General features: G+C 59.7%; 26 protein-coding genes. 20 read left to right on the forward strand and 6 right to left on the reverse strand.

Features of this window, described 5'->3' with window-relative positions; genetic code table 11:
* The first annotated feature begins 91 nt into the window (after positions 1-91).
* From hfq to ACJ8PE_RS17875, 11 genes are all read left to right on the forward strand, one after another.
* A complete protein-coding gene (gene hfq / locus ACJ8PE_RS17825; protein ID WP_004933678.1) occupies positions 92-400 on the forward strand; it encodes an RNA chaperone Hfq in 309 nt (102 codons plus the stop codon).
* Positions 401-498: 98 nt separating this feature from the next.
* Positions 499-1,779, forward strand: coding sequence for a ribosome rescue GTPase HflX (hflX, locus tag ACJ8PE_RS17830; protein ID WP_033641625.1), 1,281 nt, complete (start codon positions 499-501; stop codon positions 1,777-1,779).
* Between the two features lie 68 nt (positions 1,780-1,847).
* Positions 1,848-3,098 (forward strand): FtsH protease activity modulator HflK, encoded by a 1,251-nt coding sequence (gene hflK / locus ACJ8PE_RS17835; protein WP_033641626.1) that lies wholly within the window; start codon positions 1,848-1,850, stop codon positions 3,096-3,098.
* A 3-nt stretch (positions 3,099-3,101) separates the two neighbouring features.
* Entirely contained in the window at positions 3,102-4,106 is a 1,005-nt protein-coding gene (gene hflC, locus ACJ8PE_RS17840; protein ID WP_004933669.1) for a protease modulator HflC, read from the forward strand.
* Positions 4,107-4,169: 63 nt separating this feature from the next.
* Positions 4,170-4,370, forward strand: a complete 201-nt coding sequence (locus ACJ8PE_RS17845) for a DUF2065 domain-containing protein (RefSeq protein WP_004933666.1) — start codon at positions 4,170-4,172, stop codon at positions 4,368-4,370.
* Between the two features lie 98 nt (positions 4,371-4,468).
* Complete coding sequence (locus tag ACJ8PE_RS17850; RefSeq protein ID WP_025159583.1) at positions 4,469-5,767, forward strand: adenylosuccinate synthase; 1,299 nt, start codon at positions 4,469-4,471, stop codon at positions 5,765-5,767.
* A gap of 233 nt (positions 5,768-6,000) precedes the next feature.
* A complete protein-coding gene (gene nsrR, locus ACJ8PE_RS17855; protein ID WP_015376391.1) occupies positions 6,001-6,426 on the forward strand; it encodes a nitric oxide-sensing transcriptional repressor NsrR in 426 nt (141 codons plus the stop codon).
* 59 nt (positions 6,427-6,485) lie between these two features.
* Positions 6,486-8,960 carry a ribonuclease R gene (gene rnr / locus ACJ8PE_RS17860; RefSeq protein WP_033651494.1) on the forward strand — a complete coding sequence of 825 codons (2,475 nt, stop codon included), beginning with the start codon at positions 6,486-6,488 and terminating at the stop codon, positions 8,958-8,960.
* A 61-nt stretch (positions 8,961-9,021) separates the two neighbouring features.
* Positions 9,022-9,753 carry a 23S rRNA (guanosine(2251)-2'-O)-methyltransferase RlmB gene (gene rlmB, locus ACJ8PE_RS17865; protein ID WP_149571042.1) on the forward strand — a complete coding sequence of 244 codons (732 nt, stop codon included), beginning with the start codon at positions 9,022-9,024 and terminating at the stop codon, positions 9,751-9,753.
* A gap of 116 nt (positions 9,754-9,869) precedes the next feature.
* On the forward strand, positions 9,870-11,498 hold the full coding sequence (locus ACJ8PE_RS17870) for an isovaleryl-CoA dehydrogenase (RefSeq protein WP_117187861.1): 1,629 nt from the start codon (positions 9,870-9,872) through the stop codon (positions 11,496-11,498).
* 66 nt (positions 11,499-11,564) lie between these two features.
* Positions 11,565-11,963, forward strand: a complete 399-nt coding sequence (locus ACJ8PE_RS17875; RefSeq protein WP_015376394.1) for a DUF350 domain-containing protein — start codon at positions 11,565-11,567, stop codon at positions 11,961-11,963.
* On the opposite strand, the gene ACJ8PE_RS17880 is transcribed toward ACJ8PE_RS17875, so the two are convergent.
* Together ACJ8PE_RS17880 and bsmA are read right to left on the reverse strand one after the other, a co-directional pair.
* Entirely contained in the window at positions 11,960-12,235 is a 276-nt protein-coding gene (locus ACJ8PE_RS17880) for a DUF1471 domain-containing protein (protein WP_025305027.1), read from the reverse strand. The genes ACJ8PE_RS17875 and ACJ8PE_RS17880 overlap by 4 nt on opposite strands.
* A 123-nt stretch (positions 12,236-12,358) precedes the next feature.
* Positions 12,359-12,667, reverse strand: coding sequence for a biofilm peroxide resistance protein BsmA (bsmA, locus tag ACJ8PE_RS17885; RefSeq protein WP_197793289.1), 309 nt, complete (start codon positions 12,665-12,667; stop codon positions 12,359-12,361).
* A gap of 127 nt (positions 12,668-12,794) precedes the next feature.
* Here bsmA and yjfP point away from each other — a divergent pair, with 127 nt between their 5' ends.
* Both yjfP and ACJ8PE_RS17895 read left to right on the forward strand, forming a co-directional pair.
* Complete coding sequence (yjfP, locus tag ACJ8PE_RS17890) at positions 12,795-13,547, forward strand: esterase (RefSeq protein WP_033641630.1); 753 nt, start codon at positions 12,795-12,797, stop codon at positions 13,545-13,547.
* 124 nt (positions 13,548-13,671) lie between these two features.
* Entirely contained in the window at positions 13,672-14,046 is a 375-nt protein-coding gene (locus tag ACJ8PE_RS17895; protein WP_197760324.1) for a hypothetical protein, read from the forward strand.
* Positions 14,047-14,145: 99 nt separating this feature from the next.
* Here ACJ8PE_RS17895 and ACJ8PE_RS17900 read toward each other — a convergent pair whose 3' ends face one another.
* Positions 14,146-14,412 (reverse strand): DUF1471 domain-containing protein, encoded by a 267-nt coding sequence (locus tag ACJ8PE_RS17900; RefSeq protein ID WP_033638913.1) that lies wholly within the window; start codon positions 14,410-14,412, stop codon positions 14,146-14,148.
* 453 nt (positions 14,413-14,865) lie between these two features.
* On the opposite strand from ACJ8PE_RS17900, the gene rpsF reads away from it, so the two are divergent.
* The 5 genes from rpsF (at position 14,866) to ACJ8PE_RS17925 (ending at position 16,780) form a co-directional block, all read left to right on the forward strand.
* Positions 14,866-15,264 carry a 30S ribosomal protein S6 gene (gene rpsF / locus ACJ8PE_RS17905; protein ID WP_004933634.1) on the forward strand — a complete coding sequence of 133 codons (399 nt, stop codon included), beginning with the start codon at positions 14,866-14,868 and terminating at the stop codon, positions 15,262-15,264.
* An 8-nt stretch (positions 15,265-15,272) separates the two neighbouring features.
* Entirely contained in the window at positions 15,273-15,590 is a 318-nt protein-coding gene (gene priB, locus ACJ8PE_RS17910) for a primosomal replication protein N (protein WP_049233092.1), read from the forward strand.
* Positions 15,591-15,594: 4 nt separating this feature from the next.
* Positions 15,595-15,822, forward strand: coding sequence for a 30S ribosomal protein S18 (gene rpsR, locus ACJ8PE_RS17915; RefSeq protein ID WP_000135199.1), 228 nt, complete (start codon positions 15,595-15,597; stop codon positions 15,820-15,822).
* 39 nt (positions 15,823-15,861) lie between these two features.
* Positions 15,862-16,314: a 50S ribosomal protein L9 gene (gene rplI / locus ACJ8PE_RS17920; RefSeq protein WP_004933629.1), complete on the forward strand. Its 453-nt coding sequence runs from the start codon at positions 15,862-15,864 to the stop codon at positions 16,312-16,314.
* 112 nt (positions 16,315-16,426) lie between these two features.
* Complete coding sequence (locus tag ACJ8PE_RS17925) at positions 16,427-16,780, forward strand: DUF488 domain-containing protein (protein ID WP_033641634.1); 354 nt, start codon at positions 16,427-16,429, stop codon at positions 16,778-16,780.
* A 3-nt stretch (positions 16,781-16,783) separates the two neighbouring features.
* On the opposite strand, the gene ACJ8PE_RS17930 is transcribed toward ACJ8PE_RS17925, so the two are convergent.
* Complete coding sequence (locus tag ACJ8PE_RS17930) at positions 16,784-17,458, reverse strand: OapA family protein (RefSeq protein WP_197793292.1); 675 nt, start codon at positions 17,456-17,458, stop codon at positions 16,784-16,786.
* Positions 17,459-17,725: 267 nt separating this feature from the next.
* Here ACJ8PE_RS17930 and fklB point away from each other — a divergent pair, with 267 nt between their 5' ends.
* Positions 17,726-18,346 carry an FKBP-type peptidyl-prolyl cis-trans isomerase gene (gene fklB, locus ACJ8PE_RS17935; protein WP_004933618.1) on the forward strand — a complete coding sequence of 207 codons (621 nt, stop codon included), beginning with the start codon at positions 17,726-17,728 and terminating at the stop codon, positions 18,344-18,346.
* 100 nt (positions 18,347-18,446) lie between these two features.
* On the opposite strand, the gene ACJ8PE_RS17940 is transcribed toward fklB, so the two are convergent.
* Positions 18,447-20,399 (reverse strand): bifunctional 2',3'-cyclic-nucleotide 2'-phosphodiesterase/3'-nucleotidase, encoded by a 1,953-nt coding sequence (locus ACJ8PE_RS17940; RefSeq protein WP_404769133.1) that lies wholly within the window; start codon positions 20,397-20,399, stop codon positions 18,447-18,449.
* 255 nt (positions 20,400-20,654) lie between these two features.
* Between ACJ8PE_RS17940 and cysQ the strand changes: the two genes are divergently transcribed.
* Complete coding sequence (gene cysQ / locus ACJ8PE_RS17945) at positions 20,655-21,395, forward strand: 3'(2'),5'-bisphosphate nucleotidase CysQ (RefSeq protein ID WP_197760363.1); 741 nt, start codon at positions 20,655-20,657, stop codon at positions 21,393-21,395.
* Between the two features lies 1 nt (position 21,396).
* On the opposite strand, the gene ACJ8PE_RS17950 is transcribed toward cysQ, so the two are convergent.
* On the reverse strand, positions 21,397-21,954 hold the full coding sequence (locus ACJ8PE_RS17950) for a YtfJ family protein (protein WP_025159587.1): 558 nt from the start codon (positions 21,952-21,954) through the stop codon (positions 21,397-21,399).
* Between the last annotated feature and the right edge of the window lie 185 nt (positions 21,955-22,139).

Here is a 22,139-nt window from a genome sequence, read left to right on the forward strand (position 1 = left end):
TGAGTATTCAGCGCGCAAATTTTTTACGTCGTTTATTTTAGAGCCGACAGGTTCTTAGTTACAAACAACAAGCAAATAAGGAAAAGATAGAATGGCTAAGGGGCAATCTTTGCAAGATCCGTTCCTGAACGCATTGCGTCGTGAACGTGTTCCGGTTTCTATTTATTTGGTGAATGGTATTAAGCTGCAAGGCCAGATTGAGTCTTTTGACCAGTTTGTCATCCTGTTGAAGAACACGGTTAGCCAGATGGTGTACAAGCACGCTATCTCTACCGTTGTCCCGTCACGCCCGGTCTCGCATCACAGCAACAATCCGAGCGGCGGTTCAAGCAACTATCACCATGGTAACAATCCGTCTGCGCAGCAACAGCCGCAGCAGGAAAGCGATGACGCTGAATAAAGCGCGTTGCAAGTCAACCATGACGGGGAGCATAAGCAGCCGCGTGCTGTTTATGTCCCCCAAACTCACGGTGAGTGTCCGTTTGAGAGGTTGCACGCTTGTTTGACCGTTATGAAGCCGGTGAGCAGGCCGTACTGGTTCATATCTATTTCTCGCAAGACAAAGATACGGAAGATCTCAGCGAGTTCGAATCGCTGGTCTCCTCAGCCGGTGTCGAAGCTTTGCAAGTGGTGACTGGTAGCCGCAAAGCCCCGCATCCGAAGTACTTTGTCGGCGAAGGAAAGGCCGAAGAAATTGCAGATGCGGTGAAAGCCAGCGGCGCGTCTGTTGTCCTGTTTGATCATTCCCTTTCCCCGGCGCAGGAAAGAAACCTCGAGCGCCTGTGCGAATGCCGGGTGATCGATCGCACCGGGCTGATTTTAGACATTTTCGCCCAGCGTGCCCGCACCCATGAAGGTAAGCTGCAGGTGGAGCTGGCGCAGCTGCGTCACATCGCCACGCGTCTGGTACGCGGCTGGACGCACCTGGAGCGGCAAAAAGGGGGGATAGGCCTGCGCGGGCCGGGGGAAACCCAGCTTGAGACCGACCGTCGCCTGTTACGCGATCGCATCAGCTTGATTCTGCGCCGCCTGGAGCGGGTAGAGAAGCAGCGTGAACAAGGCCGACGCGCGCGAACCCGCGCCGATGTGCCGACCGTATCGCTGGTGGGCTATACCAACGCCGGCAAATCCACCCTGTTTAACCGAATAACGTCTGCCGAGGTGTATGCGGCGGACCAGCTATTTGCCACCCTGGATCCTACGTTGCGGCGCATTGACGTGCCGGACGTGGGGGATACCGTGTTGGCGGATACCGTAGGCTTTATCCGGCACCTGCCGCACGATCTGGTGGCCGCCTTCAAGGCGACGCTGCAGGAGACGCGCCAGGCCTCTTTGCTGCTGCACGTCATCGACGCGGCGGATCCGCGCGTCGACGAGAACATCGACGCGGTGAACACCGTGCTGGCGGAGATAGACTCGGATGAAATCCCTACACTGTTAGTGATGAACAAAATAGATATGCTGGACGATTTTGTGCCGCGTATCGACCGCAACGATGAAAACCTGCCGATCCGGGTGTGGCTGTCCGCCGCCAGCGGAGAGGGTATTCCGTTGCTGTATCAGGCGTTGACGGAGCGCTTATCGGGGGAGATCGCGCATTACGAATTGCGCTTACCGCCACGGGCAGGCCGTCTTCGCAGCCGTTTTTACCAGCTTCAGGCGATTGAAAAAGAGTGGAACGAAGAGGACGGCAGCATTGGCGTGGTGGTGCGAATGCCGATCGTCGAATGGCGTCGTCTCTGCAAGCAAGAACAGGACCTGATTGACTTTATCGTATGATCATATCCTGTTACATTTATGCTTCGCGAAAGCCTGAAGTACCCAATCACAGAATATGGAGCTAAAACATGGCGTGGAATCAGCCCGGTAATAACGGACAGGACCGCGACCCGTGGGGGAGCAGCAATAACAATGGCGGCAACTCTGGCGGTAACAACAAAGGCGGTCGTGATCAAGGGCCACCTGATTTGGATGATATCTTCCGCAAACTGAGCAAGAAATTGAGCGGTTTTGGCGGGGGCAAAGGCTCCAACAGCAATAGCGGCGGCACCGGGGCCTCCGGCCCGGGCTTCAGCGGCCGCATTATCGGTATCGCGGCGGTTGCCGTGGTGGTGATCTGGGCCGCCAGCGGCTTCTACACCATCAAGGAAGCCGAGCGCGGCGTTGTGACGCGTTTCGGTAAGTTCAGCCACCTGGTGCAGCCGGGCCTGAACTGGAAGCCGACCTTCATCGACGACGTGCGTCCGGTGAACGTGGAATCCGTGCGTGAGCTGGCGGCGTCCGGCGTGATGCTGACCTCCGATGAAAACGTGGTGCGCGTGGAAATGAACGTGCAGTACCGCGTGACCAACCCGGAAGCGTACCTGTTCAGCGTCGTCAATGCCGACGACAGCCTGAGCCAGGCGACCGACAGCGCCCTGCGCGGCGTGATCGGCAAATACTCGATGGATCGCATCCTGACCGAAGGCCGTACCGTGGTGCGTAACGATACGCAGCGCATGCTGGAAGAGACCATTCGTCCTTACAACATGGGCATCACGCTGCTGGACGTCAACTTCCAGGCGGCGCGTCCGCCGGAAGAGGTGAAGGCGTCGTTCGACGATGCGATCGCCGCGCGTGAGAACGAGCAGCAATACATCCGTGAAGCGGAAGCTTACGCCAACGAAGTTCAGCCGCGTGCGAACGGCCAGGCGCAGCGTCTGCTGGAAGACTCCAAGGCTTATAAAGACCGCACCGTCCTGGAAGCTCAGGGTGAGGTGGCGCGCTTTGCCAAGCTGTTGCCGGAATACAAGTCCGCACCGCAGATCACCCGCGAGCGTCTGTATATCGAAACCATGGAAAAAGTGCTGGGCCATACCCGTAAGGTGTTGGTGAGCGACAAAGGCAACAACCTGATGGTGCTGCCGCTGGATCAGATGCTGCGCGGCCAAGGCGCGGCGACGGAGAGCGGCAACAAGGATACCAGCCTGATTCGCCTCAATCCGAATCCAGCGCCGGCTGCCAACAGCAGCACCCCGCGCACCAGCAGCGGATCGGTTATGGATCAGCGCCGGGCGAATGCGCAGCGTGACGACACCACTCGCGTAGGGAGAGAGTAATCAATGCGTAAGTCTTTTGTAGTTATTGTCCTCGCGGTGCTGGTGGTGCTGTACGCTTCGCTGTTCGTGGTGCAGGAAGGCCAGCGCGGCATCGTGCTGCGCTTCGGCAAGGTGCTGCGCGACGGCGAAAACAAGCCGCTGGTGTATGCGCCGGGTCTGCACCTCAAGATCCCGTTCATTGAGACCGTGAAGAACCTGGATGCGCGTATCCAGACCATGGACAACCAGGCCGATCGCTTCGTGACCAGCGAGAAGAAAGACCTGATCGTTGACTCCTATCTGAAGTGGCGCATCAGCGACTTCAGCCGCTACTATCTGGCGACCGGCGGCGGCGACGTCTCCCAGGCCGAAGTGCTGCTGAAGCGTAAGTTCAGCGACCGTCTGCGTTCCGAAATCGGCCGCCTGGACGTGAAAGACATCGTGACCGACTCGCGCGGCAAGCTGATGTCTGACGTGCGTGACGCGCTGAACACCGGCACCGTGGGTGACGGCGAAGAAGTGGCGACCACCGAAGCCGATGACGCTATCGCCTCTGCGGCGGCGCGCGTTGAGCGGGAAACCACCGGCAAACAGCCGCAGGTGAACCCGAACAGCATGGCGGCGTTGGGCATCGAAGTGATCGACGTGCGTATCAAGCAGATCAACCTGCCGGCCGAAGTCTCCGACGCCATCTACCAGCGTATGCGCGCCGAGCGTGAAGCGGTAGCCCGTCGCCTGCGCTCGCAGGGCCAGGAAGAAGCCGAGAAACTGCGCGCCAGCGCGGACTACGAAGTGACCCGTACCCTGGCGGAAGCCGAGCGTCAGGCGCGTATCACCCGTGGTGAAGGCGATGCTGAAGCAGCCAAGCTGTTCGCCAACGCGTTCAGCCAGGATCCGGACTTCTATGCCTTTATCCGCAGCCTGCGTGCCTATGAAGCCAGCTTCAAGGACAACCAGGACGTGCTGGTACTGAGCCCGGACAGCGATTTCTTCCGCTACATGAAGTCGCCTGATACCCTGCGCAAATAAGCGCGGCAGGCAATCTGATCGAGGGCCCGTTTTCGCGGGCCCTTTCTCGTTTTTGGGGGATGCATGAACTCAACGATTTGGCTGGCGCTCGGGCTGGTCCTGGTGCTGGAAGGACTGGGGCCGATGCTGTTTCCGCAGGCCTGGCGCAAAATGATTGTGGCGATGTCGCAGTTGCCGGACGCGACGCTGCGGCGATTTGGCGGTGGAATAGTGGTTGCGGGCTGCGTGATCTACTACATGTTGAGCGGCCGCACGGGTCTTTAAAGTCTAGCCCAAAATTTATGCAATCGTATGCTAAAAGTGCTGAAAATCGAAAATTACGGTGGTAGAATCCATTTTTAAGCAATCGGTGATTTTGAAAAATGGGTAAGAACGTCGTCGTACTGGGCACCCAATGGGGTGACGAAGGTAAAGGCAAGGTTGTAGACCTGCTGACTGAACGGGCTCAATATGTTGTGCGCTACCAAGGTGGCCATAACGCTGGCCACACTCTGGTAATCAACGGTGAAAAAACCGTTCTTCATTTAATTCCTTCAGGTATTCTGCGTGAAAACGTCACCAGCATCATCGGCAACGGTGTTGTTCTGGCGCCGGACGCGTTGATGAAAGAAATGGGTGAACTCGAAGCGCGTGGCATCCCGGTACGCGAACGTCTGTTACTCTCTGAAGCTTGCCCGTTGATCCTGCCTTACCACGTTGCGTTGGATAACGCGCGTGAGAAAGCGCGCGGCGCGAAAGCGATCGGCACTACCGGTCGCGGCATCGGCCCGGCTTACGAAGATAAAGTGGCTCGTCGCGGTCTGCGCGTCGGCGATCTGTTCAACAAAGAAACCTTCGCCGTTAAGCTGAAAGAGATCGTCGATTACCACAACTTCCAACTGGTCAACTACTACAAAGTTGAAGCCGTCGATTATCAGGCGACGCTGGACTACGTGCTGTCTATCGCCGATATCCTGACCGCGATGGTGGTTGACGTTTCCGAACTGCTGGACGGCGCGCGCAAGCGTGGCGATCTGATCATGTTCGAAGGCGCTCAGGGCACCCTGCTGGATATCGACCACGGTACTTACCCGTATGTGACCTCTTCCAACACCACCGCCGGCGGCGTGGCTACCGGTTCCGGCATCGGCCCGCGTTATGTGGACTACGTGCTGGGTATCGTGAAAGCCTACTCCACTCGCGTGGGGGCAGGCCCGTTCCCAACCGAACTGTTCGATGAAACCGGCGAGTACCTGTGCAAGCAGGGTAACGAGTTCGGCGCCACCACCGGCCGTCGTCGTCGTACCGGCTGGCTGGACGCGGTAGCGGTGCGTCGCGCGGTGCAGATCAACTCCCTGTCCGGCTTCTGCCTGACCAAACTGGACGTCCTGGACGGCCTGAAAGAAGTGAAAATCTGCGTGGGTTACCGCATGCCGGACGGCCGTGAAGTGGACACCACTCCGCTGGCGGCTGAAGGCTGGGAAGGCATTGAGCCTATCTACGAAACCATGCCGGGCTGGAGCGAAACCACCTTTGGCGTGAAAGAGCACAGCAAGCTGCCTCAGGCTGCGCTGAACTACATCAAGCGCATCGAAGAAGTGACCGGCGTACCGGTAGACATCATCTCTACCGGCCCGGATCGCAGCGAAACCATGATCCTGCGCGACCCGTTCGACGCATAATCAGGCTTTGCGGCATTAAACAAACCGGGCGCGTCCCGGTTTGTTTTTATCCTGACTCCCTCCGATTGCGGTTTCACGTCAAAAAATCCTTTCATAAACCCGCCTTAGGGCGCGGGATTCGCTAAATAATTAGCGACGAACTCTCCGGCTGGTTTATTATCCAATGAGTAATCTTTTGAATAGCGCCGAAAAGCGGCGTATCAGACGGGTAAAGTCATACCCAGAGGTAAGATGTGCAGTTAACAAGTTTTACTGATTATGGTCTGCGGGCGTTGATCTACATGGCCTCGTTGCCGCAGGACAAGATGACCAGTATTTCGGAAGTGACCGAGGTGTATGGCGTGTCTCGCAACCATATGGTGAAGATCATCAATCAGTTGAGCCGGGTCGGTTTTGTCACGGCGGTGCGCGGCAAGCATGGCGGCATCCGTTTGGGCAAACCGGCCGAGAGCATTCGCCTCGGCGATGTCGTGCGGGCGCTGGAGCCGCTTGCGTTGGTTAACTGCAGCAGCGAGTTTTGCCACATCACCCCTGCCTGCCGATTGAAGCAGGTGCTCCAACAGGGCGTACAGAATTTCCTTGAAGAGCTGGATAAGCATACGTTGGCCGACATGGTCGAAGACAATCCGCCGCTCTACAAGCTATTGCTTGTCGAATAAAACGACGTTGAGAAGACAAGGCTCAACGTCATCCTGCTGATGACAACGGAGGAACCGCAATGTCACAAGATCCATTCCTGGAACGAGAAGCAGAAAAATACGAATCTCCCATCCCCAGCCGTGAATATATCCTGGCCCATTTGGCGAAACGAGAAACGCCGGCCAGCCGCGAAGAACTGGGCAACGAATTGGGCCTCAGCGGCGAAGAACAACTGGAAGCGCTGCGCCGCCGCCTGCGCGCCATGGAGCGCGATGGCCAGTTAGTGTTTACCCGCCGCCAGTGCTACGCGCTGCCGGAGCGTTTGGACCTGCTGCGCGGCACGGTGATCGGCCACCGCGACGGCTACGGCTTCCTGCGCGTTGAAGGCAGCAAAGACGATCTGTACCTGTCCGCCGAACAGATGAAAATGGCGATCCACGGTGACGTGGTGCTGGCGCAGGCGCTGGGCGCGGATCGCAAAGGGCGTCGCGAAGCGCGCATCGTGCGCGTGCTGGTGCCGAAAACCAGCCAGATCGTCGGCCGCTTCTTCATGGATGCCGGTACCGGCTTCGTGGTGCCGGACGATAGCCGTCTGAGCTTCGATATTCTGATCCCGGCGGACAGCGTCAGCGGCGCGCGCATGGGCTACATGGTGGTGGTGGAGCTGACTCAGCGCCCAACCCGCCGCACCAAAGCGGTCGGCAAGATCGTCGAGATTCTCGGCGACAAAATGGGCACCAGCATGGCGGTGGATATCGCGCTGCGCACCCATGAGATCCCGCATACCTGGCCACCGCAGGTGGAAAAGCAGGTGGCCGATCTCAGCGAACAGGTGCCGGAAGCGGCCAAGAAGGGCCGCGTCGATCTGCGCAAGCTGCCGTTGGTCACCATCGACGGTGAAGACGCGCGCGACTTCGATGACGCCGTGTACTGCGAGAAAAAACGCGGCGGCGGCTGGCGACTGTGGGTGGCGATCGCCGACGTCAGCTACTATGTGCGTCCACGCACCGCGCTGGACGACGAAGCGCGCAGCCGCGGCAACTCGGTGTATTTCCCGTCGCAGGTGATCCCGATGCTGCCGGAAGTGCTGTCCAACGGGCTGTGCTCTCTGAACCCGCAGGTCGATCGCCTGTGTATGGTGTGCGAGATGACCATCTCCGCTCAGGGGCGCCTGTCCACGGCCAAGTTCTACGAGGCGGTGATGAGCTCCCACGCCCGCCTGACCTACAACAAGGTGTGGCACATTCTGCAGGGCGATCAGGAGCTGCGCGAGCATTACCACCCGCTGGTCAAGCACCTGGAAGAGCTGCACGCCATGTACAAGGTGCTGGATAAGGCGCGCGCCGAGCGCGGCGGCATCGCGTTTGAAACCGAAGAAGCCAAATTCATCTTCAACGCCGAACGCCGCATCGAGCGCGTGGAGCCGACGGTGCGCAACGACGCCCACAAGCTGATCGAAGAGTGCATGATCATGGCCAACGTGGCGGCCGCGCGCTTCGTCGAGAAACGCAACGAGCCGGCGCTGTACCGCGTGCACGATCGTCCGAGCGATGACCATATCTCCGCGCTGCGCAGCGTGCTGAGCGAGCTGGGGCTGACGCTGGGCGGCGGCAACAAGCCGCAGCCGAAGGACTATGCGGTGCTGATGGATGAAGTGTCCGAGCGCCCTGACCACGAAATGCTGCAAACCATGTTGCTGCGCTCGATGAAGCAGGCGATTTACGATCCGGAAAACCGCGGCCACTTCGGCCTGGCGCTGGCCTCTTACGGCCACTTCACCTCGCCGATCCGCCGTTATCCGGATCTGGCGTTGCACCGCGCGATCAAATACCAGCTGGCCAAAGAGCATGGCGAGCCGAAAGAGCGCTGGACGCCGACCGGCGGCTGGCACAGCGAATTCGAAGAGATGCTGCAGCTGGGCGAACACTGCTCGATGACCGAGCGCCGCGCGGACGAAGCGACGCGCAACGTCGCCGACTGGCTGAAGTGCGATTTCATGCAGGATCACGTCGGTGAAGTGTTCAGCGGCATTATCTCCAGCGTGACCGGCTTCGGCTTCTTCGTGCGCCTGAACGATCTGTTCATCGACGGGCTGGTGCACGTATCAACGCTGGATAATGATTACTATCGCTACGATAATATCGGCCAGCGCCTGATCGGCGAGTCTTCCGGCACGGTCTATCGCCTGGGGGATACGGTGGAGATCCGCGTGGATGCGGTCCATATGGACGAGCGCAAGATCGACTTCGCGCTGGTGTCCAGCACCCGCAAAGCGCGCGGTGAAGGCAAAACCGAGCGCGATCGCGCCAAGAAGGGCGGCCAGCGCACGCTGCGCGACAGCGGCAATGCGGGGCGCGGCAAGCGCCGCGGCGGCAAACCGCCGGCCAACTTCGAGCCGGACAGCGCCTTCCGCAAGCAGGATGACGCCAAGCCCGCGGACAACGTGAAGAAGGCGAAAAAGAAAGCCAAGAAAGCGTCCGACAAAACGCGGAAAATCGCGGCGGCGACCAAAGCCAAACGCGCAGCCAAGAAGAAAGGTGCCGAGCAGGCTTAACCTGCCGCACATCGTTACCATCGGCCGGTTATCGCCGGCCGCACGACTTTAAAAGAGCATCATGAGCGAAATTATTTACGGCATCCACGCCGTCAAAGCCCTGTTAGAGCGCGATCCGCAACGCTTCCTGGAAGTGTTTATCCTGAAAGGCCGCGAAGATCGCCGCCTGCAGCCGCTGATCGCCGAGCTGGAAGCGACCGGCATCGTGATCCAGGTGGCGAACCGCCAATGGCTGGATGACAAGGTTGAAGGCGCGGTGCACCAGGGGATCATCGCCCGGGTGCGCGAAGGGCGTCAGTATCAGGAGAACGATCTGCCGGGGCTGTTGGAGAGCGTGGAAACGCCATTCCTGCTGGTGCTGGACGGCGTGACCGACCCGCATAACCTCGGCGCCTGCCTGCGCAGCGCCGATGCGGCCGGCGTGCACGCGGTGATCGTGCCCCGCGATCGTTCCGCCCAGTTGAACGCCACCGCCAAGAAAGTGGCCTGCGGCGCCGCCGAGAGCGTACCTCTGATCCGCGTGACCAACCTGGCGCGCACGCTGCGCCTGCTGCAGGAAATGAACGTCTGGGTGGTGGGCACTGCCGGCGAAGCCGACCATACGCTGTATCAGAGCAAAATGACCGGCCCGATGGCGCTGGTGATGGGCGCGGAAGGCGAAGGCATGCGCCGCCTGACCCGCGAACACTGCGATGAGCTGATCAGCATCCCGATGGCCGGTACCGTCTCTTCACTGAACGTGTCGGTCGCCACCGGCATCTGCCTGTTCGAAGCGGTGCGCCAGCGCGGCTGATTCTTCTGACGGGGGCGCCGTGCTCCCGTTAATTCCCCCTCTTGTGATCCCGCCTGCGGCAGAAATCTCTGCGCCGACCATACTTACCCCTGACGCTTTTTTCAGGGAGCACTCTCATGGTCTGGACTACGCACACCGTTTTTAACCAACCCAAGCCGCTGGGCAACAGCAACCTGTTTCTCTCCGATACGCCGCTGCGCGAAGCGTTGCAGCGCGAGCAGGGCGGTTGGGACGCCGAGGTATTGGCTTCGCTGGGCCAGCAGCTCGGCACGCAGGAGTCGCTGGAGCTGGGGCGGCTGGCCAACGCCAACCCGCCGGAGCTGCTGCGCTACGACGCCACCGGCCAGCGGCTGGACGACGTTCGCTTTCATCCCGCCTGGCATATCCTGATGCAGGGGCTGATCGCCAACCGGGTGCACAACCTGCCCTGGCAGGAGGATGCGCGCATCGGTTCCTTCGTAGCGCGCGCCGCGCGCTTTATGCTGCATGCGCAGGTCGAAGCCGGCACGCTCTGCCCGGTGACCATGACCTTCGGCGCCACGCCGCTGCTGCTGCAGGCATTACCGGCCGAGTTTCGCTCCTGGCTGACGCCGCTGCTGTCGGATCGTTATGACGCTCATCTGCTGCCGGGCGGGCAAAAACGCGGCCTGCTGATCGGCATGGGCATGACGGAGAAACAGGGCGGCTCCGATGTCTTGAGCAATACCACCACCGCCACGCCGCTCGGCGCGCGCGGGCCGGGCGAAGCCTACCGGCTGGTGGGGCACAAGTGGTTCTTCTCGGTGCCGCAAAGCGATGCGCACCTGGTGCTGGCGCAGGCCGAAGGTGGGCTGTCCTGCTTCTTCCTGCCGCGTATTTTGCCGGACGGCAGCCGCAACGCCATTCGCCTTGAGCGGTTGAAAGACAAGCTGGGCAACCGCTCCAACGCCAGCAGCGAGGTGGAGTTTCAGGACGCCACGGCCTGGCTGCTGGGCGATGAGGGCGACGGGGTGCGGCATATCCTGAAGATGGGCGGCCTGACCCGCTTCGACTGTTCGCTGGGCAGCCACGGCCTGATGCGCCGCGGGCTGTCGGTGGCGCTGTATCATGCGTTGCAGCGGCAGGCGTTCGGCAAATTGTTGATAGAACAACCGCTGATGCGCCAGGTCTTGGCGCGCATGGCGCTGCGGCTGGAAGGGCATACCGCGTTGCTGTTCCGGCTGGCCCGCGCCTGGGAGAGCCGCAGCAATGAAGGCGAACTGATCTACAGCCGGCTGCTGACCCCGGCGGCCAAATACAGCATCTGCCGTCAGGGCATGCCGTTCATCGCCGAGGCGATGGAGGTGCTGGGCGGCATCGGTTACTGCGAGGAGAGCGAGCTGCCGCGCCTGTACCGTGAAATGCCGGTGAACAGCATCTGGGAAGGCTCCGGCAACATCATGTGTCTGGACGTGTTACGCAGTCTGCATAAACTGCCGGGCGCGCTCGAGATGTTGCAGTTCGAGCTGCAGCCGGTGCGCGGCCAGAATCGGTTGTTCGATCACGCCTGGCGGCAGTGGCAGCAGCGTGCCCGGCAACCGAGCGAGGAGATGGGGCGGCTGCTGACTCAACAGCTGTTCGACCTGTGCTGCGCCGCGCAGCTGCTGCAGCACGCCAGCCCGCTGATCGCCGACGCCTGGTGTCATCTGACGCTGGATCACCGTGGCGAGAGCCTGCTTTCGGCCGAGGCGTGCGAACTGCTGCTGAACCGCGCCATCGGCGGTTAGGGAAAAGGGTGGCGCCCGGCGGCGAAAACCTTTTTAATTCAGCCTCACTCTGACAGGAAAATGCACATGGATATTCTCAGCGCGTTGGCGGCGTTCGCCTCTTATTTCTTCAGCGGTTTCGCCATGATTTTGGTGTTTCTGTTCGTCTATACCCGCATCACCCCGCACGACGAATGGGCGCTGATCAAGGCCGATAATCAATCCGCCGCCTTTGCTTTTATCGGCGCTTGCCTGGGATATGTGATCCCGCTGGCCAGCGCGGCGATCAACTCGATCAGCCTGCTGGATTACCTGCTGTGGGGCGTGGTGGCGCTGGTGGTGCAACTGCTGCTGTTCGCCGCCGTGAAGATCTACATGCCGCGCATCAGCGACAAGATAGAAGCGAATCACCTGGCCGCCGGGATTTTCCTGGGGGGCGTCTCCGTCAGCGGCGGGGTGTTGAATGCGGCCTGCATGAGCTACTAAAGGTATAAGATGGCCGAGGCGCGCCAGCCAAGCGGGTGCGCCTGCTCTTCCATCCGCAGGATGCGGTAATAGCTGGCGCCGTGTTGGTCGGCGGTGCGGGCGATGGCCAGTTCCGCCTCCTGCGGTGAGCCGGGCAAATCGTTGAAGGTGATCTCGGCGATTTCACTGAGCGGCGTCACGCGATCGGCGGGCGCCAGCTCGGCGGACTGTGCGCCGGTGCTGAGCAATCCCATGGAAAGCAAGAGGGAGGTGAGTGCGGTGGAGCGTTTCATGGCGTTCCCCTTCGTCAGATCCTGAATCGACACCCGCAACATGCGGCATGCTGTCCCTCAGTGTGCAACACCCTTCTTCAGCCAGTGCAAAGCCAGTGTAAAGCTGCTTAAAAAATCCCCGCCTTAGCGATACAGGATCGCCTGGGAATACCATTGGCCCGGCACGACGGTTTCGCTGTTCATGATGATCACGTAATAACGGGCGCCGGCGGCGGTGGCCTTGCGTTGGATCTCCGCTTCCACGTCCATCGGGCTGCCGCGCACCACGGCGGTGACGGTGCCCATTTTCACCAGCTCGGCGGTCTGCGCGCGAACGATCTCCTGCGCCTGAGCGGTGGGGGGCGGCGGCGGTTTCGGCGTGGTGGTCATGATGCCGCAGGCGGAAAGCTGTGCGGCCAGCGTCAGGGTAATGAGTGTGCGGACAAACGTCATGGGAACCTCGTAAGCGCCGGTGCGATGGCTTCAGTGTAACGCAATATAAGCTGTAACAGATTGAGCTAACGCTGCTTCGCGCAAGTTTGTCATGATGAATGCCAACAGGTGAGTTGAGGATGAACGGATGATCGAAATTCATGACGAGCGGGTTGGCGATATCGCGGTGATCCATGCGGTGCCGGCGGGGCAGTATCATCGGCCGCTGCCGACGGTGTTCTTCTGCCATGGCTATACCTCGTCGAAAGAGGTGTACGCTTATTTCGCCTATGCGCTGGCACGCGCCGGTTTTCGGGCGGTGTTGCCGGATGCCGATCGGCACGGCGAGCGATTCGACGGCGATGAGGCGCGGCGCCTGGCGTCATTCTGGGAGATCCTGCGCAGCAATATCGACGAACTGCCGCAGATCAACGCGCATTTTGAGCGGCTTGGCCTGATCGCCGACGGCCGCATCGGCGTCGCCGGCGCCTCAATGGGCGGCATGACCGCGCTTGGAGCCTTCGCGCGCTTTCCGTGGATCCGTGCGGCCGCCAGCCTGATGGGCTCCGGCTATTACCGTGCGCTGGCGCAAACGCTGTATCCGCCGTTGGGCGAGACGGGCGAGGCGCTCTCGCCGGCGGCGTTTGCGGCGCGCACCGCCGTGCTGGCGGAGTATGAGCTGGAAGGACGTTTGGCGCAGATTGCAGGGCGGCCGCTGCTGCTGTGGCACGGCGAGACGGACGACGTGGTGCCGGCGGCGGACAGCCTGCGTTTGGCGGCTGAACTGCGGCAGCAAGGTGCGGACGGCCGTTTGACATCGCTCGTCGAGCCGGGCGTGAAGCATCGCATCACGCCGCTGGCGCTGTCCGCCACCACCGATTTCTTTCGCCGCGAATTGTAATGCGCCTCCGGGCGCGATGCGTGGAATTGCGGTGCTCTCTGTAGGCTGTTTCGGTCATTGTTTGACGCATGGCGGAGGAGAATGTCAGCGTGAATTCTTTCAGGGGCGGCAAGGAGCGGAGAGCATGATAAAGGGTATCAGCAATACGGCCGAGACAGCGCGCGGGCTGGCGGGAACGATGAAAGCGCGCGCCGATCTTAACTCAATGGCCTTCAGTGAGATGCTGGGGGCAGCCGACGGCAAGGCGCGGCAAAACAAGGCAAATCCGCTGTCGCGCATCACCGCGCATACGGTGCAAAACATGACGGCGCTGTTCGCCTCCGCGCCGAAAGCGGCGGCCGCGCAAACCCCGAAGGCCGGCTCGCTCTCCTTTGAGCAGCGGGCGACGCTGGAGGAAAGCGCCGAACTGCTGCAGGCACGGACAAACTATCTGCGGATGGCGCTGCAATTGCACAATCCGGGCAAGGCGTTCAGCGCGCCGACGTTGCTCAAACTGTGATGGGTGAGGAAGTGGAGCGCCCGACAGGCGGCGCTCCGGTGCGGACTGAACGGGCTTTCTGATGAAGCCCTGGGGATTTCCCTGGCGTGGCGCGTCTTTTTAACGGTACAGCTCGGCGCTGACGTGCATCGTGCTGTTGTCGCCCGGTTCGTGCAGGGCGATGATGCGATAAGAGCTTGCACCGCGTTGATCGGCGATTTTACTGACCTGGCTGCTGGCGTCATCCGGCGAGACCACGTTCTGGTTCAGAGTGACGAAGCCAACGCTCTGGCGTTGATCGGCCTGGTGTGAGGAGATCTCCGTCGCGGCCATCACGTTGGCGGAGAACAGGGCGGCAAGCGCCGTCGCGAGAATGATGCGTTTCATAGTGCCTCTCTTACTTTTTGCCGTTACGGCCTGACAGCGAGTGTCGCTGCGGCAAAAAGTCATTTATCTGCATTGAATAACCTGGAATCTTTTTCGTCGCGCTGTCTGCGGCGGATAAGGTTAATTTTAGTCGGTTGCGGCGGATTAAAAAGCGGGGCGTTTTGATGGCCTCTTTCAAAAAAAATGAAATAGATTTGTGACTTAGCGCTGATTTCATTGAAAGATTTTTGAAACTGATGGATCGGCGTACATAGGTTTCCCCGCCAGCAAATCGTGCTATTTCCCATACCCCCTCTCAATAACGCGAATAAAACCCACGCAGTCCTTGAGTTTCCCGCCCTGCGTCAGTATGATTACGCGTCATTTTTCAGCCGCACACTAAACACGTTCCTTGCTTCCATGGGCCGCGGTTGACCCTGACAGGAGGCTGAATAATCCGTAAGGAGCAATTCGATGCGTCATTACGAAATCGTTTTTATGGTCCATCCTGACCAAAGCGAACAGGTTCCGGGCATGATCGAGCGTTACAGTGCTACCATCACTAACGCGCAAGGTCAGATTCACCGTCTGGAAGACTGGGGCCGCCGTCAGCTGGCTTATCCGATCAACAAACTGCACAAAGCTCACTACGTTCTGCTGAACGTTGAAGCGCCGCAGGAAGCGATCGATGAGCTGGAAACTAACTTCCGCTTCAACGACGCCGTTATCCGCAGCATGGTTATGCGCGTTAAGCACGCGGTAACTGAAGCATCTCCGATGGTTAAAGCGAAAGACGAACGTCGTGGCGATCGCCGCGAAGACTTCGCTAACGAAACCGCAGATGATGCAGATGCTGGGGATTCTGAAGAGTAATTGCCGCCGTGACGGCTAATCGTCTGGTTTTGTCGGGCACTGTGTGCAAGGCGCCGGTTCGAAAAGTGAGTCCTTCCGGGATACCGCACTGCCAATTTGTGCTAGAGCACCGTTCGCAGCAGATGGAAGCCGGATTCAGCAGACAAGCATGGTGCCGAATGCCCGTGGTTGTCAGCGGACAACAGTCACAAGCACTAACTCAAAGATTAACGGTCGGCAGTCAGATTACCGTGCAAGGCTTTGTAAGCTGCCATCAAGGGCGCAACGGGCTGAGCAAATTGGTTCTGCATGCCGAGCAGATTGAATTGATAGATTCTGGAGACTAGCCAAATGGCACGTTATTTCCGTCGTCGCAAGTTCTGCCGTTTCACCGCGGAAGGCGTTCAAGAGATTGACTATAAAGACATCGCTACGCTGAAAAACTACATCACCGAAAGTGGTAAAATTGTACCGAGCCGTATCACCGGTACTCGTGCAAAATATCAGCGCCAGCTGGCCCGTGCTATCAAGCGCGCGCGCTACCTGTCTTTGTTGCCGTACACTGATCGTCATCAGTAATCGGCCACTGTCCATTAACGACTTTGAGAGGATAAGGTAATGCAAGTTATTCTGCTTGATAAAGTAGCAAACCTGGGCAGCCTGGGTGATCAAGTTAACGTTAAAGCGGGCTACGCTCGTAACTTCCTGGTACCACAGGGCAAAGCTGTTCCTGCTACCAAGAAAAACGTTGAGTTCTTCGAAGCACGCCGTGCTGAACTGGAAGCCAAACTGGCTGACGTTCTGGCTGCTGCTGAAGCTCGCGCAACCAAGATCAACGAACTGGGTTCAGTGACCATCGCTTCCAAATCTGGCGACGAAGGTAAACTGTTCGGCTCTATCGGCACCCGCGACATCGCTGACGCAGTGACTGCGGCAGGCGTTGAAGTTGCCAAGAGCGAAGTTCGTCTGCCGAACGGCGTTCTGCGTACCACTGGTGAGCACGAAGTGCACTTCCAGGTACACAGCGACGTGTTCGCACAGCTGAATGTAGTTGTGGTTGCAGAAGCGTAATTTACGCTGCTGTTAACCCGGTTAAAACGCCAGCCTCGCGCTGGCGTTTTGCTTTTCTGCGCCCGGCAAAACGCGCTACGCTTGAAGACGGGATGAAAAGGGAGAGCGTGTGATGGCAACGATTACGCTACAGCGGGTTTACGACTTCAGCGCGCCGGCGCCGGCGCATTGCTATCTGATAGACAGGCTATGGCCGCGCGGCATCAGCAAGGAGAGGCTGGCGGGCGTGCAGTGGTTGAAACAGGTGGCGCCGGATGACGAGCTGCGCAAGTGGTTCCATCAGCATACCGACCAGTGGGAAGCCTTCGAGGCGCGTTACCGCCAACAGCTGGCGGCCAACGACGCCTGGCAGCCGCTGGTGGCGCTGTTGCGGCAGGGGGAGGCGCTGACGCTGCTGTATGGCAGCAAAGATACCGCGCACAACCAGGGCGTGGTGCTGCGCGAGTTTCTGCTGGCGCAGCTTTAGCGATTAACGTTCCCGGCGGTAGCTGCCGTCGGCCTGGCGGCGGAACAGCGCCTGGCTGTTGTCCACGGTGGTGACCGACAGCGCGTTAATCACGCCGTTGGCGTCGCGTTCGATGCGCACTTCCTGACCGGCTTTCATGTTGCTCAGCGGCTTGTCGCCGCCTTCCACCTGCGCCATGGCGAACACTTCATTCACCGGCAGATTGTTGTCGCGAAACAGCTGGGCCAGCGTCTGGCCGGGCTGGATCTGATAACGCTGCCAGTTGCCCGCCGGCGTCGGTTCGTTGGCCGGCGTGGCGCCGCCACCGCCGTTTTGCAGCTCAGCCTGCAGCGGCACGCTGGTTTCCTGCTGAGAGACCGGGAACGGCTGCCTTTCGGGCGAGTAGGGCCACAGCAACGCCAACAGCAGGATGATGCCGAAGATCAGCACCCAGCGGCGGTGAAAGTAGGGCAGTGGTTCCATCCAATGGAAACCGTCCGGCAGATGCCAGACTTTGGCCAGCAGCGCTTTGACCCGCTGCATCTTGTCGTTGGCCGACGGCGGTTCCGATGGCGACTCCGCGTCTTCCTGCGTGGGTGCGGTGCCGGGTTTCAGGCGCTGGCTGATGTTCAGCCAGGTGCGCAGCAGCGGCTGGTAGATGCGGGTGGTTTTCCTTCTCCTGGGCGCGATTCTGCCCATGGTGACCTCTCTTCGACGGCGTAATAATAAGCGCGGCGCGGCAAGCGCGTCGCCTGCCCGATATCCTGCTTTCAGTATAGTCCGCTAACTGATTGAAGTGAAAGGCGGCTGAGCGGCAGGGCCGGGGTTTGCGGCTGCGGGCGTTAACAGAAGGTTATTGTTTCTTTTTCTACGACAAAAGTCATCATTCTCCACACAAGATTTTACCCGGCATTGACGCGCTGTTATGCTGCGCTTTCGACTTTTTACAGACTTAAGGAAAACCCCATGACAACCCCTTCTTTTGACAGCGTTGAAGCGCAAGCAAGTTACGGGATTGGTTTACAGGTCGGCCAGCAGCTGCAAGAGTCCGGGCTGGAAGGTTTGCAACCGGAAGCTTTGCTGGCGGGTCTGCGCGACGCGCTGGAAGGGAATGCCCCGGCGGTTCCGGTAGACGTGGTGCACCGTGCGCTGCGTGAAATCCACGAGCGTGCGGATGCGGTGCGCCGCGAGCGCCAGCAGGCGATGGCCGTTGAAGGCCAGAAATTCCTGGACGACAACGCCAAGCGCGACGACGTGACGCTGACCGAGTCTGGCCTGCAGTTCTCCGTACTGGAGCAGGGCAACGGCCCAATCCCGTCCCGTCAGGATCGCGTGCGTGTGCACTACACCGGCCGTCTGATCAACGGCGACGTGTTCGACAGCTCGGTTGAACGCGGCCAGCCGGCAGAATTCCCGGTCAGCGGCGTGATCCCAGGCTGGATCGAAGCGCTGACCCTGATGCCGGTCGGTTCCAAATGGCAGCTGTATATCCCGCACAACCTGGCCTACGGCGAGCGTGGCGCAGGCGCGTCCATCCCGCCGTTCAGCGCGCTGGTGTTCGACGTCGAGCTGCTGGAAATCCTGTAATCCCACCGAGGATTACTCTGGGCGCCTTCGTGGCGCCCTTATTTTATGCGCCGCGCAAACGGGCGATGAATGGCCGGGCGAGCCGGCCAGTGACAGTGAGTTACTTACCGCTTAAATCGATGCGATAAACCGCGAAGCCGATGCTGTCGCTGCCTGCGGCGCTCATCGGGTATTGGGCGTGCTCTTTGATAAACTTCGTCGCTTTGTCCGAAGGCGAGGTCTCGAAGCGGATATCCAGCGGCTGCTGGCTGCTGAAGGTCGCCAAACGCCAGTTGTTGTCCGCCTGCGGATGCACCGCGCCGCGCCGTTGGGTTTCGGCGCTGATGTAGGCCGCCAGCACCGAACGGTTCTCATCCGGCGAAGCGAAGGCGATGTGTTTGTCGCCGGTGCCGGCAAATTTGCCGCCGTAGGCGCGGTAGTTGTTGGTGGCAACCAGGAAGGTGGCGTTCGGATCGATCGGCTTGCCGTTGAAGGTCAGCTGCTTGATGCGCTCCGCCTTAGCGTTGATCAGCTGGCATTCGCCGTCGTAGCGCGCCGGTTGGCTGACGTCGATCTGGTAGTTGACGCCGTCGATCACGTCGAAGTTATAGGTGCGGAAGCCGTCCCAGTTGATCAAGCCTTGCGGCTTGGCGCTGTTGACGTCGATCTGGTTGAACTGGCCGGCGGAGCACTCCAGCCACTCTTTCACCTCTTTGCCGCTGGCCTTCACCACCACCAGCGTATTGGGATAGAGATAGAGATCGGCGGCGTTGCGGAAGGTGAGTTGGCCCTTTTCTACTTCGACGAAGCTGGCCGGATCGTTCTTGCGGCCACCGACCTTGAACGGCGCCGCCGCCGACAGCACCGGCAGATCGGCCAGATCCGGATCGCCCTGAATGTAATGTTCAACGTAGGCCTTCTGCGCATTGTTGACGATCTGCACCGTCGGATCGTCCTGCACCAGCGCCAGGTAGCTGTACATGTTGCCGTCGGATTTGCCGATCGGCTGGCTGACGAACTCGCGCGTGCCCTTGTGATCGTCCGCCAACACCTTCACCAGCGCGGCATCTTCCGCCGCCAGCGATTTCTTGTTCTCTTTGTCGTAGATCGGCCGCGCTTCCGCTTTGGCGGCGGTCACTTTCCAGCTACCGCCATCGTTGTTGAGCTGCAGATCGACCACGCCGAGATGGTCGCCCCATTGGCCCGGCATCACCGCCGGTACGCCATTCAGCAGACCTTTGTCGATATCCGCGCCTTTGATGTTGGCGAAGTCCTTGCTCGGGAACACCGCGTGGGCGTGGCCGAACATGATGGCGTCGATGCCGGGCACCTGGCTGAGGTAATAGACCGAGTTTTCCGCCATCGCCTTGTAAGGCTCGCTGGACAGCCCGGAATGCGGGATCGCCACCACCAGATCGGCGCCCTGTTTACGCATTTCCGGCACGTAGCGTTTGGCGGTGGCGGTGATGTCGTCCACCGTCACCTTGCCCTGCAGGTTAGCTTTGTCCCACACCAGGATCTGCGGCGGCACGAAGCCGATGTAGCCGATGCGCAGCGTATGCGCCTTGCCGTCGCGGTCTTTCACCGGCGTATCGACGATGATGTACGGCGTGAACAGCGGTTTTTGCGTTTTGGCGTCGATGACGTTGGCGTTGATATACGGGAATTTGGCGCCGGCGATGGCGTTCTTCAGGTAGTCCAGCCCGTAGTTGAACTCATGGTTGCCGATGTTGCCGACCACATAGTCCAGCGTGTTCATCGCCTTATAGACCGGGTGCACGTCGCCCGGTTTCAGCCCCTTGGCCGCCATGTAATCGCCGAGCGGGCTGCCCTGAATGATGTCGCCGTTATCCACCAACACCGCGTTGGCGGCCTGCTGGCGCGCCTGTTGGATCAGGCTGGCGGTGCGCACCAGGCCGAACTTGTCGGTCGGCGTGTCCTTGTAGTAATCGAAGTCCATCATGTTGCTGTGCAGATCGGTGGTTTCCAGCACGCGCAGATCGACGGTGGCCGCCTGCGCCGAGGCGCACACCAGCAGCGCAAGCGCGGATAGCGTCAGTGGATGCTTCATCATTTGGGGTTCTCTCCATTCCATTATTCGAGTGTTATCGCAGAGGGAAATGTAATTAACACTGCTTGCCACAGTAAACTGTGAAGTGTGGCAGAAAAAGGCGGCGGGTAACGCGGGGAAGTTCACAGTTGTGCCCAACAAGATCTGAGGAATTCCCGCGGCTTAGCCGGTTGAGATGGATATTCGGCGTAAAAAAAACTAGTCTGCTAGCAGAGACAGAGGGAAATTTCCCACGGAGATGCAGAGTTGAGGTGCATGATGTTAGAGCGAATTTGCCAACTGTCCCGCGAGGCGGGGGCGGCGATCATGGCGGTGTACGACGGTGAACAACCGCTTGATGTCGCAAAGAAAAAAGATGACTCACCGGTGACGGCGGCCGATCTGGCGGCGCATCACATCATCAAGCGCGGCCTGGCGGCCCTGACGCCGGAGGTGCCGCTGTTGTCGGAAGAGGATCCGCCGGCGTGGGAAGAGCGCTGCAACTGGACGCGCTACTGGCTGGTCGATCCGCTGGACGGCACCAAAGAGTTCTTGCATCGCAATGGCGAGTTCACGGTCAATATCGCCCTGATTGAAGACGGGCAGGCGGTGATGGGCGTGGTGTACGCCCCGGCGATCGACGTGTTGTACCTGGCGGAGCGCGGCAAGGCCTGGAAAGAAGAGAAGGGCGTGCGGCAGGCGATCGGCGTCAGCAACGCGCATCCGCCGCTGGTGGTGGTGAGCCGCTCGCATATCGACGACGAATTGAAAGACTATCTGCAGCAGCTGGGCGAGCATCAGACCGTGTCCGTCGGTTCCTCACTGAAGTTCTGCCTGGTGGCGGAAGGCAAGGCGCAGCTCTATCCGCGCTTCGGGCCAACTAATATTTGGGATACCGCCGCAGGACACGCGGTGGCGGTGGCCGCCGGGGCGCAAATTCACGATTGGCAGGGCAAGCCGTTGCTCTATACCCCGCGTGAATCTTTCCTCAACCCCGGCTTCCGGGTGTCGCTGTTCTGAGTTAGTTCGCCAACAGCTGGTGCAGCTTGGACATCACCTGCTGCACCTCTTCCGGCGTCAGCGCGCCGTCTTTGGCGAACTGAATGCGCCCTTGCTTATCCAGCACCACGATGGCGGAACCTTTCGGCTGCAGATCCCAGGCTTTGCGCACGTTGCCGTCGCTGTCGACGATAAACTGCGACCACGGGAACTCTTTCTTGCTGTCTTCGATGCTGCTGCGCACGAACATGGCGGTGCCCATCAGGGCATCGTCGGTGTTGACGATTGTCGTCGTTTGGTAACGATCGTGTGGTAGTTTCGCCTTCTTAATCGCTTCAATCAGTGGGTCGTTCATGTCTTTGGCGGAGCTGCGACCGGCAATGTGCTGTATCACCCGCACTTTTCCACTGAGCTGCGCGCTGTTCCAATTCTGGTAGCTAAAATTACCGTCAGCGTAATTGAGCTCTCCTTTATCGCTGACGCCAACCGGCGCCACGCGCTGCTGGAGCTGGAAGTTGTGCGCGGAAGCGAAAAGCGGGGCGAGCAGCAGGGATACCATCAGCATGCGACTTGTTTTCATGCTTTCTCCTTGTAAATGGGGGAATTTGTGCGACAGCACTTCGACAGCCTAAAGCATAGGATGTGATAAGAGGTCTGTCCTGTTAACCGGATCGCAGTTTTTCCCTTGGTTCGCTAATCATCAGATTTTGAAGGGATATCCTGAAAACGTTATAAATCATCATATACAATTCTGTCAAAAAGTGT

The organism is Serratia sp. CY74737 (assembly GCF_052166775.1).
Lineage (GTDB): Bacteria > Pseudomonadota > Gammaproteobacteria > Enterobacterales > Enterobacteriaceae > Serratia > Serratia ureilytica.

Coding starts and splice junctions, on each gene's coding strand:
- yjfP (WP_033641630.1), top strand. CDS start 12,795: ATGATCGAAATTCATGACGAGCGGGTTGGCGATATCGCGGTGATCCAT.
- hflK (WP_033641626.1), top strand. CDS start 1,848: ATGGCGTGGAATCAGCCCGGTAATAACGGACAGGACCGCGACCCGTGG.
- ACJ8PE_RS17870 (WP_117187861.1), top strand. CDS start 9,870: ATGGTCTGGACTACGCACACCGTTTTTAACCAACCCAAGCCGCTGGGC.
- ACJ8PE_RS17895 (WP_197760324.1), top strand. CDS start 13,672: ATGATAAAGGGTATCAGCAATACGGCCGAGACAGCGCGCGGGCTGGCG.
- cysQ (WP_197760363.1), top strand. CDS start 20,655: ATGTTAGAGCGAATTTGCCAACTGTCCCGCGAGGCGGGGGCGGCGATC.
- ACJ8PE_RS17950 (WP_025159587.1), bottom strand. CDS start 21,954: ATGAAAACAAGTCGCATGCTGATGGTATCCCTGCTGCTCGCCCCGCTT.
- fklB (WP_004933618.1), top strand. CDS start 17,726: ATGACAACCCCTTCTTTTGACAGCGTTGAAGCGCAAGCAAGTTACGGG.
- ACJ8PE_RS17850 (WP_025159583.1), top strand. CDS start 4,469: ATGGGTAAGAACGTCGTCGTACTGGGCACCCAATGGGGTGACGAAGGT.
- ACJ8PE_RS17900 (WP_033638913.1), bottom strand. CDS start 14,412: ATGAAACGCATCATTCTCGCGACGGCGCTTGCCGCCCTGTTCTCCGCC.
- ACJ8PE_RS17930 (WP_197793292.1), bottom strand. CDS start 17,458: ATGGGCAGAATCGCGCCCAGGAGAAGGAAAACCACCCGCATCTACCAG.
- hflC (WP_004933669.1), top strand. CDS start 3,102: ATGCGTAAGTCTTTTGTAGTTATTGTCCTCGCGGTGCTGGTGGTGCTG.
- bsmA (WP_197793289.1), bottom strand. CDS start 12,667: ATGACGTTTGTCCGCACACTCATTACCCTGACGCTGGCCGCACAGCTT.
- ACJ8PE_RS17875 (WP_015376394.1), top strand. CDS start 11,565: ATGGATATTCTCAGCGCGTTGGCGGCGTTCGCCTCTTATTTCTTCAGC.
- ACJ8PE_RS17880 (WP_025305027.1), bottom strand. CDS start 12,235: ATGAAACGCTCCACCGCACTCACCTCCCTCTTGCTTTCCATGGGATTG.
- ACJ8PE_RS17925 (WP_033641634.1), top strand. CDS start 16,427: ATGGCAACGATTACGCTACAGCGGGTTTACGACTTCAGCGCGCCGGCG.
- hfq (WP_004933678.1), top strand. CDS start 92: ATGGCTAAGGGGCAATCTTTGCAAGATCCGTTCCTGAACGCATTGCGT.
- ACJ8PE_RS17845 (WP_004933666.1), top strand. CDS start 4,170: ATGAACTCAACGATTTGGCTGGCGCTCGGGCTGGTCCTGGTGCTGGAA.
- rlmB (WP_149571042.1), top strand. CDS start 9,022: ATGAGCGAAATTATTTACGGCATCCACGCCGTCAAAGCCCTGTTAGAG.
- rpsF (WP_004933634.1), top strand. CDS start 14,866: ATGCGTCATTACGAAATCGTTTTTATGGTCCATCCTGACCAAAGCGAA.
- rplI (WP_004933629.1), top strand. CDS start 15,862: ATGCAAGTTATTCTGCTTGATAAAGTAGCAAACCTGGGCAGCCTGGGT.
- rnr (WP_033651494.1), top strand. CDS start 6,486: ATGTCACAAGATCCATTCCTGGAACGAGAAGCAGAAAAATACGAATCT.
- ACJ8PE_RS17940 (WP_404769133.1), bottom strand. CDS start 20,399: ATGATGAAGCATCCACTGACGCTATCCGCGCTTGCGCTGCTGGTGTGC.
- rpsR (WP_000135199.1), top strand. CDS start 15,595: ATGGCACGTTATTTCCGTCGTCGCAAGTTCTGCCGTTTCACCGCGGAA.